General features: G+C 69.2%; 17 protein-coding genes. 5 read left to right on the forward strand and 12 right to left on the reverse strand.

Annotated elements, in window-relative coordinates; translation table 11 throughout:
- Positions 1–243: 243 nt before the first annotated feature.
- Entirely contained in the window at positions 244–714 is a 471-nt protein-coding gene (locus tag Psi02_RS20410) for a winged helix-turn-helix transcriptional regulator (RefSeq protein ID WP_203976493.1), read from the reverse strand.
- A 90-nt stretch (positions 715–804) separates the two neighbouring features.
- On the opposite strand from Psi02_RS20410, the gene Psi02_RS20415 reads away from it, so the two are divergent.
- Positions 805–2,025 carry an MFS transporter gene (locus Psi02_RS20415; protein ID WP_239095025.1) on the forward strand — a complete coding sequence of 407 codons (1,221 nt, stop codon included), beginning with the start codon at positions 805–807 and terminating at the stop codon, positions 2,023–2,025.
- Between the two features lie 33 nt (positions 2,026–2,058).
- Here Psi02_RS20415 and Psi02_RS20420 read toward each other — a convergent pair whose 3' ends face one another.
- Positions 2,059–2,592: a TetR/AcrR family transcriptional regulator gene (locus Psi02_RS20420; protein WP_203976494.1), complete on the reverse strand. Its 534-nt coding sequence runs from the start codon at positions 2,590–2,592 to the stop codon at positions 2,059–2,061.
- 77 nt (positions 2,593–2,669) lie between these two features.
- On the opposite strand from Psi02_RS20420, the gene Psi02_RS20425 reads away from it, so the two are divergent.
- Positions 2,670–3,464 (forward strand): SDR family NAD(P)-dependent oxidoreductase, encoded by a 795-nt coding sequence (locus Psi02_RS20425; protein ID WP_203976495.1) that lies wholly within the window; start codon positions 2,670–2,672, stop codon positions 3,462–3,464.
- A gap of 43 nt (positions 3,465–3,507) precedes the next feature.
- Here Psi02_RS20425 and Psi02_RS20430 read toward each other — a convergent pair whose 3' ends face one another.
- The 7 genes from Psi02_RS20430 to Psi02_RS20460 all read right to left on the reverse strand — a co-directional run bounded on the left by Psi02_RS20430 (position 3,508) and on the right by Psi02_RS20460 (position 9,337).
- A complete protein-coding gene (locus Psi02_RS20430; RefSeq protein WP_203976496.1) occupies positions 3,508–4,143 on the reverse strand; it encodes a pyridoxamine 5'-phosphate oxidase family protein in 636 nt (211 codons plus the stop codon).
- An 80-nt stretch (positions 4,144–4,223) separates the two neighbouring features.
- The gene (locus tag Psi02_RS20435; protein ID WP_203951713.1) at positions 4,224–4,385 is read right to left on the reverse strand and encodes a hypothetical protein; all 162 of its coding nucleotides are present in this window, start codon (positions 4,383–4,385) and stop codon (positions 4,224–4,226) included.
- Positions 4,386–4,644: 259 nt separating this feature from the next.
- A complete protein-coding gene (locus Psi02_RS20440; protein WP_203976497.1) occupies positions 4,645–5,085 on the reverse strand; it encodes a carboxymuconolactone decarboxylase family protein in 441 nt (146 codons plus the stop codon).
- A 139-nt stretch (positions 5,086–5,224) separates the two neighbouring features.
- Positions 5,225–6,226, reverse strand: coding sequence for a LacI family DNA-binding transcriptional regulator (locus tag Psi02_RS20445; protein WP_203976498.1), 1,002 nt, complete (start codon positions 6,224–6,226; stop codon positions 5,225–5,227).
- A gap of 14 nt (positions 6,227–6,240) precedes the next feature.
- Positions 6,241–7,122, reverse strand: a complete 882-nt coding sequence (locus tag Psi02_RS20450) for a carbohydrate ABC transporter permease (RefSeq protein WP_203976499.1) — start codon at positions 7,120–7,122, stop codon at positions 6,241–6,243.
- Positions 7,122–8,027, reverse strand: coding sequence for a carbohydrate ABC transporter permease (locus tag Psi02_RS20455; RefSeq protein WP_203976500.1), 906 nt, complete (start codon positions 8,025–8,027; stop codon positions 7,122–7,124). Before Psi02_RS20455 ends, Psi02_RS20450 begins: the two co-directional genes overlap by 1 nt.
- Positions 8,024–9,337, reverse strand: coding sequence for an ABC transporter substrate-binding protein (locus Psi02_RS20460; protein WP_203976501.1), 1,314 nt, complete (start codon positions 9,335–9,337; stop codon positions 8,024–8,026). The genes Psi02_RS20455 and Psi02_RS20460 overlap by 4 nt, the downstream gene beginning before the upstream one ends.
- 194 nt (positions 9,338–9,531) lie before the next feature.
- Between Psi02_RS20460 and Psi02_RS20465 the strand changes: the two genes are divergently transcribed.
- Both Psi02_RS20465 and Psi02_RS20470 read left to right on the forward strand, forming a co-directional pair.
- Complete coding sequence (locus Psi02_RS20465) at positions 9,532–11,595, forward strand: beta-galactosidase (protein ID WP_239095026.1); 2,064 nt, start codon at positions 9,532–9,534, stop codon at positions 11,593–11,595.
- A gap of 100 nt (positions 11,596–11,695) precedes the next feature.
- Positions 11,696–13,222, forward strand: coding sequence for a glycosyl hydrolase 53 family protein (locus Psi02_RS20470; RefSeq protein WP_239095027.1), 1,527 nt, complete (start codon positions 11,696–11,698; stop codon positions 13,220–13,222).
- 66 nt (positions 13,223–13,288) lie between these two features.
- On the opposite strand, the gene Psi02_RS20475 is transcribed toward Psi02_RS20470, so the two are convergent.
- Both Psi02_RS20475 and Psi02_RS20480 read right to left on the reverse strand, forming a co-directional pair.
- Positions 13,289–14,146 carry a TIGR03620 family F420-dependent LLM class oxidoreductase gene (locus Psi02_RS20475; RefSeq protein ID WP_203976503.1) on the reverse strand — a complete coding sequence of 286 codons (858 nt, stop codon included), beginning with the start codon at positions 14,144–14,146 and terminating at the stop codon, positions 13,289–13,291.
- A gap of 68 nt (positions 14,147–14,214) precedes the next feature.
- Positions 14,215–14,964, reverse strand: coding sequence for an SDR family NAD(P)-dependent oxidoreductase (locus Psi02_RS20480; protein ID WP_203976505.1), 750 nt, complete (start codon positions 14,962–14,964; stop codon positions 14,215–14,217).
- A gap of 112 nt (positions 14,965–15,076) precedes the next feature.
- Here Psi02_RS20480 and Psi02_RS20485 point away from each other — a divergent pair, with 112 nt between their 5' ends.
- Positions 15,077–15,688, forward strand: a complete 612-nt coding sequence (locus tag Psi02_RS20485) for a TetR/AcrR family transcriptional regulator (RefSeq protein WP_203976507.1) — start codon at positions 15,077–15,079, stop codon at positions 15,686–15,688.
- A gap of 581 nt (positions 15,689–16,269) precedes the next feature.
- Here the strand turns inward: Psi02_RS20485 and Psi02_RS20490 are convergent.
- A complete protein-coding gene (locus Psi02_RS20490) occupies positions 16,270–16,620 on the reverse strand; it encodes a hypothetical protein (RefSeq protein WP_203976509.1) in 351 nt (116 codons plus the stop codon).
- Positions 16,621–16,684: the final 64 nt, after the last annotated feature.

Below are 16,684 nucleotides of genomic sequence, written 5' to 3' on the forward strand. Positions count from 1 at the left end.
TCGGCCAGCCCCTCCGGAATCACCTGCCGCTCGACAATCACACCGCCGAAACTAACAACCCCCACCGACAAAAACGCCCGCGAAAAATGCCGGGAACAATTTCCCGAAACGCTATATATCCCAATTGCCAGTGACTTCCGAGTGGGGTGTCAGGTGACCGGCAATAGCGCGATACCCATTTTGTCGAATTTTGCATGTCATGCTTCGATATACGGCTTCGCGGCGCTGTCAGGTGGCGTCGGCCTACTTTGGTGGGACGTCCCCCGGGTGGTCGACCTTGTTCACAACGGTGTCGTCCGGGCCGAGTCGTCGCCCATCAAAGGAGTGGACTTCGAGGGCACGAAGCGGACGGCCATGCCGGCGATCGAGCATCTCCGAGTGTGGTTCGCCGGGATCGAAGAAGTGAGCCTCGCCCCACTGCCGCAGCGCCACGATGACGTTGAAGAGATCCCTGCCCTTGGGAGTCAGGGCGTATTCGTGGTAGGCGCTGCCGTCGGATGCCGGGACGACCTCGAGGACGCCGCCGTCGACGAGGCCGCGCAGGCGTGCCGTGAGGATGTTCTTCGCCACGCCCAGGCTGCGCTGGATCTCTCCGAAGCGGCGATTTCCTTCGAGCAGGTCGCGCACGATCAGCAGCGACCACCAGTCACCGATCGCGTCGACTGATCGAGCGACAGGGCAGTCGCTCTCGTTGAGACGCGTCCTCTTGACCATGGCCCCTCCATCGAGGCAGTCGGGTTGCAACATGCTACCAAAGGCGATTACCGTCTCAGCGGTAGCAACTTGCAACCGAAGGAGCGCCGCGTGGCCGGAACAACGAGAACCGCCGGTTCGAACGAAAGGGTGCCCGGCACCCTGTCGCGCCGCACAACGCTGCTGTTCGCCGTCGCCGGTGGAGTCGCGGTCTCCAACGTCTACTTCGCGCAACCGCTCCTGGTCACCCTGGGCCAGGACTTCGCGATCAGCGCGGCGACCCTCGGCGCCGTCGTCACGCTCACGCAGATCGGCTACGGACTGGGCCTGTTCTTCGTCGTGCCACTCGGCGACCTGGTCGATCGACGGCACCTCATCGTGACGCAACTGCTGGTGCTTGCCGCGGCCTCGACCGTCGTCGGCACCGCGACGGGCGCGCCGATCCTGCTGGCCGGCATGGTCGCGATGGGGTTCCTCGCCGTGGTGACCCAGGCGCTCGTGGCCTTCGCCGCGTCCGTCGCCGAACCGGCGCGACGCGGGCACGTCGTCGGTGTGGTGACCAGTGGCGTCGTCACCGGAATCCTGCTCGCCCGCACGGCCTCCGGGGCGCTGGCCGACCTCGCGGGCTGGCGGTCGGTCTACCTCACCTCGGCGGTCCTCACCCTCGTGCTCGCGATGGCGCTGCATCGTGTACTCCCACGGCGCGCCGCGGCGCGCCAGACCCCCCTGCGGTACGGCCAACTCCTGCGCTCGACGCTCACCCTGTTCGCCCGGGAACGCGTGTTCCGCAACCGCGCGCTGCTCGCCCTGCTCATCTTCGCCGCCTTCAGCACGCTGTGGAGTTGCGTCGCCCTCCCGCTGAGCGCACCTCCGCTGTCGTTGTCGCACACGGCGATCGGAGCGTTCGGACTCGTGGGTGCGGCGGGCGCCCTCGCAGCGGCCCCGGCGGGGCGCATGCACGATCGCGGCCTCGCCCAGCGGACCACCGGAGTCGCACTCGCCCTGCTCGCCGTATCGTGGTTGCCCCTCGCCTTCACCCGGCAGTCGCTGTGGGCGCTGGTGATCGGCGCGATCATCCTCGACTTGGCCGTGCAGGCGGTCCATGTCACCAACCAGAGCCTGATCCACGCACTCCGCCCGGACGCGGGCAGTCGGCTGATCGCCGGTTACATGGTCTTCTACTCGATCGGCAGCGCGACCGGCGCCATCGCCTCGACCACCGTGTACGCGATGGCCGGCTGGGGCGCCGTGTGCGTCCTGGGTGCCGCGATCAGCGCGCTGGCACTTCTCGTGTGGGCGGCGACCCGGCGCGGCTCAGATGTCGTCGCCTGAGCGTCCGGCCCACGTCCGACAGAGCGGCGATCCTCACGTGAGGCTCCTCACCAGTTCCGTGATCTCCTCGGCGAGGACGGCGTCTACGGACGCGTGCCGGTTGAGCAGCCGGTACCACATGGCCCCGAAGATCATGTCGACGACGAGGTCGAGGTTCGCGTGGGAAGACGGCGAGTCGCGCTCCAGCACTTCCCTCAGCGCGGCCCGCCGGGGGCCGATGAGCCGGGTGCGAAGCCGTTCCCCCAGATCCGGATCGCTCTGGGCCTCGGCCATGAGTCCCACGATCACTCGCCCGGCGACCCCGTCGGTCAGGGCGAAGGTCTCCCGCAGGAAGGATCCGAGGTCCGGCGGCGACGGCGGAAGTCCGGGGGCGACAACGGCGGTCATCGCCTCCAGGAGCACGTCGGCCTTCGTGTTCCACCACCGGTACAGCGTCTGCCGCCCGGTGCCGGCCTCCGCGGCGATGGCCTTGAGCGTCACGTTCGGATAGCCGTCGCGCTCGCATAGCCGCAGGGCGGCCTGAAGGATGGCCCTGCGGGACTCTTCGCTGCGTGGCCTGCCGACCATGCGGCCACTTTACAGGACACCATGTCTCGTTTTAGCATTTACGAGGCATTATGTCTCGATTTAATCAGGGGTACGACATGAGGACGATTCTCATCACGGGCGCCACCGACGGCCTGGGCCGTCATCTCGCCGGGCGCCTCGCCTCCAGGGGCGACCGGGTGATCGTTCACGGACGGGACGCCGATCGGGTGCGGCGGGTGCGGGAGGAGATCGGCGGCACAACCGAGAGCGTGCTGGCGGACCTGGCCGATCTTCGGCAGGTCGACCGCATGGCCACCGAGGTCGAGGAGCGGTTCGACCGGGTGGACGTGCTCGTGAACAACGCGGGTATCGGCGGGGGAGTGCCCGGATCCGGCAGGGAGGAGAGCCGCGACGGCATCGAGCTCAGGTTCGCGGTGAACTACCTGGCCGGCTACCACTTGGCCCGGCGCCTCACCCCGTTGCTTCTCAGGTCGACGCCCGCCCGCATCGTGAACGTGGCGTCGGCGGGCCAGCAGGCGATCGACTTCGGCGACCCCCTGCTCACCAAGGAGTACGGCAGGCAGCGGGCGTACTCCCAGAGCAAACTGGCGCAGATCATGTTCACCGTCGATCTGGCGGATGAACTGGCCGGCGCGGGAGTGTCCGTCACGGCCCTGCACCCGGCCACCTACATGGACACCACGATGGTCCGTCAGTCGGGCGTTCCCGTTCTCACCCCCGTGAAGGAGGGGGGCGACGCGACTCTGCGCCTCATCGACGAGGACGTCCCGAGCGGCCGCTACTTCAACGGCACCCGCGAAGCCCGCGCCGACTCCCAGGCGTACGACGCCGAAGCGCGCGCCCGCCTGCGCGAACTGAGCGACGATCTCATCCGCCAGGCGCTCGGATAGGCGTCAAGCCGCCCGGATAGGCGCCGGGCACCTCACCGGGCGCTTAGAGAGGCGTCTCCGCGCGGCGCATGACGTGGTCGGGGATCGGGCGGGTCGCCAGCGGATCGGTCACCGGCTGCCGCCACGAGGTCGAGAGCGGCAGCACGCCCGCCCAGACGTCATGCGGATCGTCGGCGTCGTCCGGCGGGCCCTGCCGTATCTTGACCGAGGCCTCCTCCAGGGAGATCGCCAGGATGATCGTGGCGGCCAGTTCCTTGCGGTTGGGCCGGCGGGCGTAGTCCCACTGGCCGGGGGCGACGTGCTCGGTCAGGCATTCGAGCGCGGCCAGCTTCTCCTCGTCCTCCAGGGCGCGCGGAACGCCGTAGATCATGGCGCTGCGGTAGTTCACCCCGTGCTCGAACACCGACCGGGCGAGCACCAGGCCGTCGATGTGGGTGATCGTCACGCAGACCGTGGCGTCCTGGGTGAGGCTGCGGCTGGCGACCGATCCGTGCAGGTAGATGTGGTTGGAATCGAAACCGTAGACCGTCGGCACGACCATCGGGTCGCCGTCGGCGACCACTCCCAGATGGCAGACGAACCCGGCGCGGAGCACCGCGAAGAGATCCTCACGGTCGGTACGGCCCTGCTCCCTGAGCCGCCGATGGCGGGTTCGGCTGGTAGCCGACAGATCACTCATAAAGTGACATCTAACCCAACGGCAGCGCTAGCCGGAAGCCTCGGGAGAAAGGGGCCCGAGAACGGGCCCCTGATCCGATGTCATGCCGCCGAGGTCGGTCCCGAGGTGCGGGGGAACCGGATGACGTTGCCTCCGGTGTACGCCCGCAGATCGACGACCTTGCGGCTCGGCCGGATCGGCCTTCGGCGCAGGGCCGGTCCGATGTCCCTGACCTTGGCGAGTGACGGCACCACCTTGAGCATGTAGACCCCCCGACCGTGATGGTTCCGTTATCCGTCCCCGATAGATACAGGTGACGACGTAAAGCAAGCGTAAAAAGATCAGTAAGGCAGGTGGCGGCCGGAGGGCGAGCGGAGATCGAGGTCGTAGAGGCCGCTCACACGGCGGGAGTGGCGTGGCCGGGAGATCCGTATGCGTCTCATGGTCCGTGCCTCCTTGCGACGATGGTGAGCAGACTATGCTCCCTCCCGCTTGCGGTCCCCTTGTTTTCCGCTTGCAGCGTCAGCGGTAGGAGCCCGGGACCGCACGGGTGGTCACGGAGATCCTGTTCCAGGCGTTGATCGCCGCGATCGCCACCACGAGCGCGGCGAGGGACTCCTCGTCGTAGTGCTCGGCCGCCTCCTGCCAGACCTCGTCCGGCACCGGGTCGGGCCGATCGCTCAGCCGGGTGGACGCCTCGGTGAGCGCGAGCGCCGCCCGCTCGGCGTCGGTGTAGAACGGCGCGTCCCGCCAGGCCGCCACAGTGAAGAGGCGCTCGTCGGTCTCCCCTTCCTTCTTGGCCTCGTGACTGTGCATCTCGACGCAGAAGGCGCATCCGTTGATCTGGCTGGCCCGTAGCTTGACCAGGTGGAGTGTGCGCTGGGGCAGTGCGCTCTCGCGAAGGAAGCGCTCCAGGCCGTAGAGCGACTGATAGGCCTTGGGAGCCGCCGCAGCGACGTTCATCCTCTGCATAATTATCCCCTTGTCATTCGCGTCATCCCTTTCGGGTCTCTACCCGCCGTACAGAAGGACAGGACACGGCCCCGATCTGTGACGCCGGCGTCCTGACGTCGCGCCGACGGGGGAGACGTCAGGCGAGGTGTCAGGCGGATTCGCGGACGATCAGCCGGGTGGGGAGGATGACGGATTCCACGTGCTCCGCGCCGTCGATGAGCGCCAGCAGGAGCCGTACGGTCTCCTCCGCGACGTCGGCGAGCGGCTGGCGGATCGTGGTGAGCGGGGGATGGGTGGACAGGGCGACGGACGAGTCGTCGAACCCGCCGACCGCCACGTCGTCCGGCACCCGCCGCCCGGCGGCGCGCAAAGTCGCCAGCGCGCCGGCGGCCATCAGGTCGGAGGCCACGAAGACCGCGTCGAGATCCGGCGTGCGCTCAAGGAGCCGGGCCATCCCGCTCTCGCCGCTCAGCCGGGTCCAGTCGCCGTGCTCGATCAGCTTCCTGGACGCCTTGCGCCCGAGGACGTCCGCGAACCCCTCAAGTCGCTGGATGCCACCCGGCGTGTCCATCGGCCCGGTGATGGTCGCGATCTTCTTACGGCCCGCCTCGATCAGGTGACGGGTCATCTGGCGGGCGCCTTCGCGGTCGTCGGCCGCCGCGTGGGGGATCACGCTCTCCCTGCCGATGACCGCACCGAGGGCCACGGCCGGAATCGCGATGTCGACCAGCGCGTCCACCATCCGGTCGCCGGCGTGGGTGGACAGCAGGAACACGCCGTCCGCGTGGCCGCCCCTGACGTAACGGATCACCCGGTCGCGATCGCCGTCGTCGCCCGCCACCATCATCACCAGCGAGATGTCCCGATCGGCCAGCCGCCGGACCGCCGTGCGGATCGTCACGCTGTAGTTGGGGTCCTCGAACAGCTTCTCGTGGGGCTCGGACAGGACCATGACGACCGAACCGGTCCGCTGCGTGACGAGGCTGCGGGCGTTGCGGTTGACGATGTAGCCGATCTCGGCGATCGCGCGCCGGACCGCGGCGTTGGCTGCGGGGCTGACGTACCGATCGTCGTTCAGCACGCGGGAGACGGTGCCGCGGGAGACGCCCGCGACCGCCGCGACATCGTGAATGGTCGGACGCTTTGCCATGCCGGTATTGTCACTCAGCTCTTGACGGCGCCGCTGGACAGGTCGGTACGCCAATATCGCTGCATCGTGAGGAAGAGCGCGATGAGCGGGATGAGCGAGACCAGCGCGCCCGTGATGATCAGGTTGTAGAGCGCCGGCTGGTTGGCCCCCGCCGCGAGCAGCGTGTAGAGCCCGACCGTGAGCGGGAACGTGCGGTCGTCGCCGAGCATGATGAAGGGCAGCAGGAAGTTGTTCCAGATGGCGACGAACTGGAACAGGAAGATCGTGACCATGCCCGGCATCATGAGCGGCAGCGCGACCCGGCGGAGCAGCAGCCAGTGCCCGGCGCCGTCGATGCGGCCCGCCTCGAGGAGCGAGTCGGGGATCGCGGCGCCGGCGTAGACCCGCGCCAGATAGATGCTGTACGGATGCAGGATCTGGGGCAGCAGGACCGACCAGTAGGAGCCGGCCAGCCCGATCGAGGAGAACAGCACGTACTGCGGGATCGCCAGCACCACGGACGGCACGAGGATGCCGCCGATCAGCACGTTGAAGATCACGTTTCTGCCCCGGAAGCGATACTTCGCGAGGGTGTAGCCGGACACGGCCGAGACCGCGGTCGACAACAACGCGCCGCCGCCCGCGTAGACCAGCGTGTTGAGCATCCACAACCAGAACACGCCGCCTCGATAGGCGGCCAGGTCGGCGATGTTGGCGGCCAGGCCCGTGCCGGGGGCGAAGGTCGCCGTCGAGAACAACTCGGCCTTCGACTTGGTGGCGGCGATCAGCACCCAGCTCACCGGGAGGAGGCAGTAGACGGCGCCCAGCAGGAGGATCGCCGTCGGAGCCGCGCCGTACGGCCGAAGCGGTCTCCTGAGCGTGCGATGCGTCGCGGCGGTTCCGGTGGTGACGGCCATCAGCCCTCCTGGAACGCGCGGTCGCGGACGACGCGCAGGAAACCGAACGACAGGACGAGGGAGATCGCCGCGATGACGATCGACGTGGCGGCGGCCGAGTACAGGTCGCCGTTGACGAACGCGTCCCGGTAGACCTTCATGAGCGGACTCCAGGTGGAGCTGATCGTGTTCGTCAGCGGCCGCAGCGCGGTCGGCTCGGTGAACACCTGGACGGTGGCGATGACGGAGAACACGGTCGTCAGGATGATCGCCGGCATCAGGATCGGGATCTTGATCCGCAGCGCGATCTGGCGCTCGCTCGCGCCGTCGATGCGGGCGGCCTCGTAGTAGGTCCGGGGGACCGCCCGGAGCGCGGTGTACAGGACCAGCATGTTGAAGCCCGTGCCTCCCCAGACCGCGATGTTGGCCATCGAGAACGTCACGGTTCCCGGGCCGAGCAGGACGGCGTCGATGCCGAGGTCGCGCAGCGGCGTGACGCTGGGCAGGTAGAGGAAGCCCCACAACAACGTCGCCACCACACCCGGCACGGCGTACGGAAGGAACAGGGCGATCCTCGAGAACCGGGCGAGCCGTACGTGCGCCGAGTCGAGCAGCAGCGCGAACAGCAGCGCCAGGCCGAGCATGACGGTCAGCACGATCGCGCCGTACCCGAGCACGCGCAGCCAGCCCGCCCACAACTCGCCGTCGCCGACCGCCGCGCGGTAGTTGTCGAGGCCCGCGAAGACCTCCCTGCGTGCCCCGCGGCCGAGGCCGAGCCCCGAGACCTTCGTCCTGCGGAGGCTGAGGTAGGCGGTGTACACGATGGGGACCGCGGTGAAGAGCGTGAACAGCACCACGGCCGGTGCCAGGAACAGGTAGGGGGCGGCGCCCGCACCGCGGGCGCCGCTCGGCCGGTGTGCTCTCATTGGGCGAGCTGGAATCCGGACTTCTGCATGTCCGCCACGGTCGTCTCCTGCATCACCTTCACGGCGTCGGAGAACGAGGACGTGTCCTGCACGGCCTTGTCGAAGGCGTCCTTGAAGGCGTTGTAGGTCACGTTGACGTCCGGTCCGAAGGTGAAGCCCCGGGCCGTCGCGGAGATGTCGGCGGTCTGCCGCCAGAAGTCCGGCTGGTTGGAGAAGTAGTCGGGGGCGCTGGTCAGCGCGGCGCCGCCCTTCGTCGCCGCCGGGTAGACCGCGCCTTCCGTGACCAGCAGGGACAGCGCCTCGGGGTCGGTGTTCAGCCAGGTGGCGAATTGCGTGGCGGCCGCCTGGTTGGGCGACTTCTGGGCGACGGCGGTGGACGAGCCGCCCCAGAAGCCGGTGGCCTTCTCACCGGCGGACCACTGCGGAAGCGGCGCGATCGCCCACTTCCCCTTGCCCTTGGGGGCGTTGCTCGACAGGACTCCCGGACCCCAGACGGCCGAGGGCCAGGTCAGCAGGGTGCCGTCGTTGAGCGCCTTGTTCCATTCGGGGGTGAAGTACGGCTGGCCGTCGATGACCCCCTCCTTGACCAGGCCGCCCCAGTAGTCGGCGACCTTCTTCGTGGCGTCGTCGTCGATGGCGACCTTCCACGACTCGCCCTGGATCGACCACCACTGGGCGCCCGCCTGCTGGGCGAGGCCGGCGAACGAGCCGGGGTCCTTGCTCGAGAACGTGCCGAGGTAGACCTTGGGGTCGGCCTTGTGCACCTTGCGGGCGGCCTCGGCGTACTCGTCCCACGTCTGGGGCACCTGGACGCCGTACTTGTCGAAGAGGTCCTTGCGGTAGTAGAGCATCATCGGGCCGCTGTCCTGCGGGATGGCGTAGACGACGTCCGTGCCGAGCGTGACCAGCCCCCAGATCCCCTCGCCGAACTCGCCCTTGACCTGGGTGGTGCCGGCCGTCAGGTCGGCGACGGCGTCGGCGGCCACGAACGACGGCAACATCTGGTATTCGGCCTGGATCAGATCGGGCGGGTTCCCGGCCTTGGCGGCGGTGAGGAACTTGGCGGCCGCGTCGTCGCCCCCGGCCTGCTTGCTCACGCTGACCTGGATGTCGGGGTGCGCCTTGTTCCAGACCGCCACGATCTTGTCCATGTTGGGGACCCAGCTCCAGTAGGAGAGCGTGACCGGCCCCGCGGCGGAGGTCTGGGCGGCCGTCGGCGCGGCCGTTTCCCGTGATCCGCCGGAGCATCCGGCGGATAAGGCGAGGGCGAGGGCCGCGGCCCCCGCCACTGCGAGCCGACCTGAACGCATACGTGCCTCCATGGGGGTGGGGGAGACGTCAACAGTCTGGGAACGTTCACAGACTGGAATCCCGGTCTGCGAGTGTCAATGCTCGTTACATTGTCGTTAACTGGCGCGTTGATCTGCGATGTTGGCGACGCCTCTTTTCTCGCGTGGGCGGCTCGATTACTGTGCACGTTCACAGAACAAGACGAGGGGGAGCTTTGCCTGGATATCCCGTCCTGCCCGATGGCCTGGCATACGGGGGGGACTACAACCCCGAGCAGTGGCCGGAGGAGGTGTGGCAGGAGGACGTCCGGCTGATGCGCGAGGCCGGGGTGAACCTGGTCACGGTCGGCGTCTTCAACTGGGGCCTGATCGAACCCGCGGAGGACGTGTACGACTTCGACCGGCTCGACCGGATCCTCGATCTTCTGCACACCGAGGGCATCATGGTCGACCTCGCGACGCCGACGTCCTCACCCCCCGTGTGGTTCCGCAACCGCTACCCGGGAAGCCGGCTGGTCGACCGGGAGGGCCGCGTGCTCGGCGGCGCCACCCGCCACAGCTTCTGCCCGAGTTCGCCCGACTACGCCGCCGCCTCGGAACGCGTGGCCGTACGGCTGGCCGAACGGTACTCCGGGCATCCGGCGCTGGCCATGTGGCACGTCCACAACGAGTACGGCTGGGCCAACGCGCACTGCTACTGCGCGACCTCCGCGGAGGCGTTCCGTGCCTGGCTGCGGGAGCGGTACGGGGACATCGGAGCCGTCAACGCGGCCTGGGGGACCACGTTCTGGGGACTGACCTACGGCTCGTTCGACGAGATCGAGCCGCCGGTGCACGCCCCGGTCGGCCTGCTGACCGGACTCCAGCTCGACTTCATGCGCTTCTCCGTCGACGCCCACGTCGCGAACTTCCGGCGGGAACGGGCGGCCGTCCGGCGGTTCAGCGACCTGCCGGTCACCACCAACTTCATGATCCCCAACTGCAAGCCCATGGACTACTGGCGATGGTCGGCCGAGGTCGACGTCGTCGCGAACGACCACTACCTCGACGCGGAGGGACCCGACGCCCACATCGACCTGGCGATGGCGGCGGACCTCACGCGCTCGGTGGCCGGCGGCCGCCCGTGGATGCTCATGGAGCACTCGACGGGCGCGGTCAACTGGCAGCCCCGCAACCTCGCCAAACGCCGGGGGGAGATGCGGCGAAACAGCCTCGCGCACGTCGCCAGGGGCTCGGACTCGGTGATGTTCTTCCAGTGGCGCGCCTCACGTCACGGCGCGGAGAAGTTCCACTCGGCGATGGTGCCCCACGCCGGGACCGATTCCGAGGTCTGGCGGGACGTCGTCGACCTGGGAACCGACCTCGGCCGGCTGGCCCCGGTCCGCGGCTCGCGGGTCGAGGCGGACGTCGCCGTCGTCTGGGACTGGGAGTCCTACTGGGCGCTCGAACTGGAATGGCGGCCCTCGGCCGACCTGCGGTTCCGGGAGCGGGTGGGGGCGTTCTACGCCGCCCTTTGGCGCGAGCACGTCACCGTCGACTTCGTCCACCCGTCGGCCGACCTCTCGGCGTACCGGCTGGTGGTCGCGCCCAGCGCGTACCTGCTCACCGAGGCGTCGGCCAAGAACCTGCACCGCTACGTCGAGGCCGGCGGTCACCTGCTCGTCTCGTTCTTCTCCGGCATCGTCGACGAGAACGACACGATCCACGCGGGGCCGTACCCGGGAGTGCTCCGCGAGGTGCTCGGCCTGTCGGTGGAGGAGTTCCATCCGCTCCGCGAGCACGGCACGGTCACCGTCGCTCCCGCCACCGGGATCGGGGGATCCGTCGGCCGGATCTGGTCCGAGCGCGTCCGCGTGGGGGAGGCGATGCCCGTGTGGACGTTCGCCGACGGCCCCGACGCCGGCCACCCCGCGGTGACCAGGCACGACCTCGGAGCCGGCGCGGCCTGGTACGTCGCCACCGCCCTCGACGAGACTCACGGCGCGACGGACGGTACTCACGGCGTGGCTCACGACACGGCTCGCGGCTCCGCCTCGCGTGATCCGTACGGCCTGCGGGGGCTGCTCCGCGAGGTGCTCGACCACGCGGGCGTACGGCGGCTCGCGGGCGTCCCCGAGGACGTCGAGGTCGTCCGGCGTGGCGCCCACCTCTTCCTCATCAACCACGCCGACCAGCCGGCCACCGTTCCCGGCGTGACGGGAACCGGCCTGCTCGACGGCGTGGAGCACCGGGGCTCCGCCACCGTCCCGCCCGGAGGGGTGGCGGTGGTCCGCACATAGGGGTCCCCGGCGCCGCGCCGATGCCTGACCGCGGCGCGGCGCCGGGGACGCACGGGGGTTCGGGGGATGTCCGCATCACTCCTCACCTGAGCGAGGACACATGAACAAGACCCTGATGGCGCTCGCCCTGTGCGCCACCGCGACACTCGTCGCGATCCAACCGGCACGGGCCGACTCCGGCCCTCCCAAGGTCGTCAACGGCGGTTTCGAGAACGGAGCCGCCGGCTGGCGGACGTCCGCAGGCAAGAACGCGGCGGTGTCCACCCAGGCGGGAGGGCACACCGGGGCGTACCGGCTCACGCAGCAGGCGGCGACGGCGTTCCGGGCCGAGACCCGCCAGACGGTGTCCGGGTTGCGGGACGGCTACTACACCCTGCGCGCCTGGGTGCGGACGGGGACGGCGAGCCAGAGCCGGATCGCCCTGAAGGACTGCGGCCCGCCGGACGCGGCCACCTTCGTCCCGGCATCCGGTTCGGAGTGGCTGCACATCGCGGTCACCCAGAAGGTGACGCGAGGCAGGTGCACGATCAGCCTCGGCACCGACGCGGCCGCCGGAGGCTCGGCCGACTTCGACGACGTCACCTTCGCCCCGGGGAAGGCGGCGCTCTCCGTGAAGGGGGCCGACACCTCGAGCCTGCCGAAGTCGGAGGCGAACGGCGGCAGGTACCTGACCGCCGGCGGCAAGCGGGCCGACGCCCTGAAGATCCTGCACGCCGCCGGGGCCGACTACGTGCGGCTCAAGGTGTGGGTCGACCCGGTCGACGGCTACAACGACAAGGCGCACGTGCTGGCCATGGCCAGGCGCGTCAAGGCGCTCGGCATGGGCCTGCTGGTCGACTTCCACTACTCCGACGCGTGGGCCGACCCGGGCAAGCAGTACAAGCCCGCCGCCTGGACGGACCTCGACTACGCGCATCTGAAGACCGCGCTCTACGACCACACGTACGACATGCTCAGCGCGCTGAAGGCACAGGGGACCACGGCCGACATGGTCCAGGTCGGCAACGAGATCAACGACGGGATCCTGTGGGAGGAGGGCCGCAGCTCGCACTTCGCCGACCTCGCGGGCCTGCTCAACGCGGGATATCAGGCGGTCAAGGACGTCTCGGACCGGACGAAGGTCGTCCTGCACGTGGCCGAGGGCGGGAACAACGGGCTGTTCCGCTGGTGGTTCGACAGCGCCGCCGCCAACGGGGTCCGCTACGACGTGATCGGCGTCTCCTACTACCCCTACTGGCACGGGACGCTCGGGGCCTTCCAGGCCAACATCGACGACATCGCGGCCCGTTACGGCAAGCCCGTGCTCATCGCCGAGACGGCCTACCCCTTCACCGACGCCGAGAACGACCCCCTGACCAACATCATCACCTCGGCCGAGCCGTACCCGAACTATCCCGCCACGGCTGCCGGCCAGTCCGCGATGTTCCGTGACGTGCTGAGCATCGTCCAGGCGGTGCCGGACGGGCGCGGGCTCGGCGCCGTCTACTGGGAGCCGACCTGGACCGCCGTGCCCGGGAACGGGTGGGACCCGGCCGATCCCTCCTCCGGGAACGGCTGGGAGAACCAGGCGCTGTTCGGCTACGACAATCGGGCGCTCCCCGCGATGGGGGCGTTCGCCCACCAGTGAGTCCGGCCGTACGGCTCCCGCGACCCGCGGGTCGCGGGAGCCGTACGCGCTCCGCATCCGGAGGCGTCAGCGGGTGAGGGGTGCCAGTTCCCGCCACTCGCGGCGCGGGAACGCCCCGTCCGCGCGCAGGACGTGGAGGGCGACGTGCTCCGCCCCCGCGTCGTGGTGTTCTCTCAGGCGGCCGGCGATCGCCTCGACCTCCCCCCAGGCCACGACTCGGTCGATCAGGTGGTCGCTGCCGCCGCCGGCCAGATCCTCGTCCGCGAACCCCTGGCGGCGCAGGCTCCTGGCGTAGTGGTCCATGGTCAGGAACGGCCCGAGGAAGCCGCGCGCGGTGGCACGCGCCCTGCCGGGGTCCCCGTCCAGCACGACGGCCTGGTAGGGGGCGAGCGTAGGCCCCAGCCCGAGCGACTCCCGGGTGGCCGCCGTGGACTCGGGCGTGACCATGAACGGGTGCACCCCCGAGGTGCGCTGCCCGCCCAGCCGTACGAGTCGCGGGCCCATCGCGGCGAGGATGCGCTCGTCCGCGGGGAGGGGGACGTCCGCGTGGTCGAGACGGTCGAGATACCCGTTCATGTCCTCCACCGGCCGGAACGGGCGGCCCGCCCCGTCCGCGGCGGCGGGGTCGCTCACCCCGAGGCCCGTGAGGACGCGTGCGCCGTACGCCTCCCGGAGCGCGGCGTGACCCCGGGAGATCTCCTCGGCGTCGTGCCGCCAGATGCTGATGACGCCGGTGGCCACCGTGGTCGTACGGGTGGCCCGCAGCAGCCTTTCCATGTCGCCGAGGACGTCGCCGCCGCCCAGGCCGGGGATCCACAACGTCCCCCAGCCGAGATCGTCGAGTTCGGCCGCGGCCTCCGCCGCCTCGACCGGATCGCCGAGACGGAGTTCCGTGCTCCAGATTCCCGTTCGTCCCAGGTCCATCGTTGACGCTCCTGTCCGTCTTAGTCCTGGTCTCAGATCTGTTCTCAGGCCTGGTCTCAGGCCTGGTCTCAGATCTGGTTGAGGCCGCCGTCGACGTAGAGGTTGGAGCCGGTGACGAAGGTGCTCTGGCCGGAGGCGAGGAACAGGACCGCGTCGGCGACCTCCTCCGGCCGGCCCATCCGGCCCATGGGCACCTGGCCCGCCATGTAGCCCTTGAGCTGCTCGGCCTGCTCCTCGTCGGGGGCCAGGCCGCTGAATCCGGGGGTGTCGACCGGCCCGGGAGTGATGGCGTTGACGCGGATGCCGCGGCCCCTGAGCTCGTTGGCCCAGGTGCGGGCGAAGGAGCGTACGGCCGCCTTGGACGCCGCGTACACACCGAAGGCCTCGGTGCCGGAATCCGCGGCGGAGGAGGAGGTCAAGATGATCGACGCGCCGTCGTTGAGCAGTGGCAGCGCCTTCTGGACGGTGAAGAGCGTCCCCTTGACGTTGGTGTCGAAGGTCTGGTCGAAGTGCCCTTCGGTGACCTGCTCGAGAGGGGCGAAGGCGCCGTTGCCCGCGTTGGCGAACAGCACGTCCACTCCCTGCCCGCGCTGCTCGACCGCGCTGTAGAGGCGGTCGAGGTCCGTCAGGTCCGACACGTCGCCCTGGACGCCGACGGCGTTGGGGCCGATCTTCCGTACCGCGTCGTCGAGTTCCGGCTTGCGCCTGCCGAGGACGAACACGAGCGCGCCCTCCTGCGCCAGCCGCCGGGCCGCGGCCAGTCCGATGCCGGTGGTGCCCCCGGTCACGACCGCGGTCTTGCCTTCGAGCTGTCCCATTGCATGGTCCCTTCCTGCGGTAATTTCGGTACCGATCGGTACTGAAAAGGACCATAGCACCTGCGCGGACGACTTGTGTACCGATCGGTTTTTCGTTGGCTACCCTGGAGGCATGAGCAGCACTGGACGGACCGTGATCGGCCGGCCTCGCGGGTTCGACGCCGACGCCGCACTGGACCGGGCGCTTGAGGTCTTCTGGCGTCAGGGCTACGAGGGCGCCTCGCTCAGCGACCTCACCGAGGCCATGGGCATCAACAAGACCAGCATGTACGCCGCGTTCGGCAACAAGCGTGAGTTGTTCGGCAAGGCACTCGCCCGCTACGCCGAGGTCGACATGGCCTACGCGCGCCAGGCCCTGGCCGCGCCGACCGCCAGGGGGGTCGCCGAGACCTTCCTGCGGGAGAACGCCAAGGCCGTGACCACACCGGACCGGCCGCCGGGGTGTCTCTCCATTCAGGGCGGCCTGTCGTGCGGGCCCGACAACGCCGAGGTGACCGCGACCCTCGCCCTGGCGCGCAAGGGCGGGGAACTCGCGATGCGCGACCGGTTCCGCCGCGCGATCGAGGACGGTGACCTGGGCCCCGAGAACGATCCCGACGACCTCGCCCGCTACATCATGGCCGTGTCGGAGGGCCTGGCCGTCCACGCCTCCGCCGGCGCCACCCGCGAGGAACTCACCCGCGCCGTAGAAATCGCCCTCCGCGCCTTCCCCCCTTCAGCGTGATCATGTCATTGGGCGTGATCATGCACAGATTCGGTGGTGGCCCACCTGACCTGCACAGACACCGTCCGTGATCATGCATACTGTCGGGAAATGCCCCACTGGCCTGCACCGATTCCCGTCGTGATCATGCACACCTTCGGGGGAGTGCCCGCTTACCTGCGGAAAGGCCGGTCGTGATCATGCGCAGATTCGCGCGCCTGCCGGATGACCTGGCCAAGCCCCATCCGTGATCATGCGCGACAAGGCCCCGCCTGCCGTACGGCACGAGCCGAAACGGGCGCCGACACCCGGCGTGATCAGTGTGGGTTGCCCCTGTGGCCTGCACGTGCATGATCGCAGCCGGTGTACGGCCAGGCCGGGGCCTGTTCTTCTGAATGCATGCATGATCATCAAATGTGAATGCGCTGGCCGGAGGCCTTTCGCGCGAAGGTGTGCATGATCACGGAAGGCGTCTGTGCAGGCCAGGTCGGCCGCTGCCGAATCTGTGCATGATCACGGCAGGGGTTTGGGCAGGTCGGATGGGGTGCCGACGAATCTGTGCATGATCACGCACAAAGACATGATCGCGCCCAAAGACATGATCACGGCTCGGGGGAGGCTTCCCATTCGTGGCAGGGGCGCAGCGCGTAGTGGTGGTAGATGATGATGCAGATCGCCAGGCGGGGGTCCCCCTCCGGGTCGTCGTCCGCCTGCTCCAGGCCGTCCGCCCGTTCCCAGTCGAGGTAGGCGGCGTCCACGGGGTCCTCGCCGTCCAGAAGTCCCCGGCCGTCGGAGTCGGTCAGGTCGTCCGGGTCGACGACGCCGTCGAGGTCCGGGTCCTCCAGCAGGTCCGCCGCACTCACGATCTGCCCCGCCGGGCCGCAGATGCAGTCCGGCGTGCCCTCATGGCTGATGACGTCGTCGAGCGGCATCACGTGAACGAACTTGTTCATACCCCCTCCTGGCCCTCAATTGCCGGTCACATTACCTAAAACAGGCATAAAGCGGAACAAAATG

Source organism: Planotetraspora silvatica (genome assembly GCF_016863315.1).
Classification (GTDB): domain Bacteria; phylum Actinomycetota; class Actinomycetes; order Streptosporangiales; family Streptosporangiaceae; genus Planotetraspora; species Planotetraspora silvatica.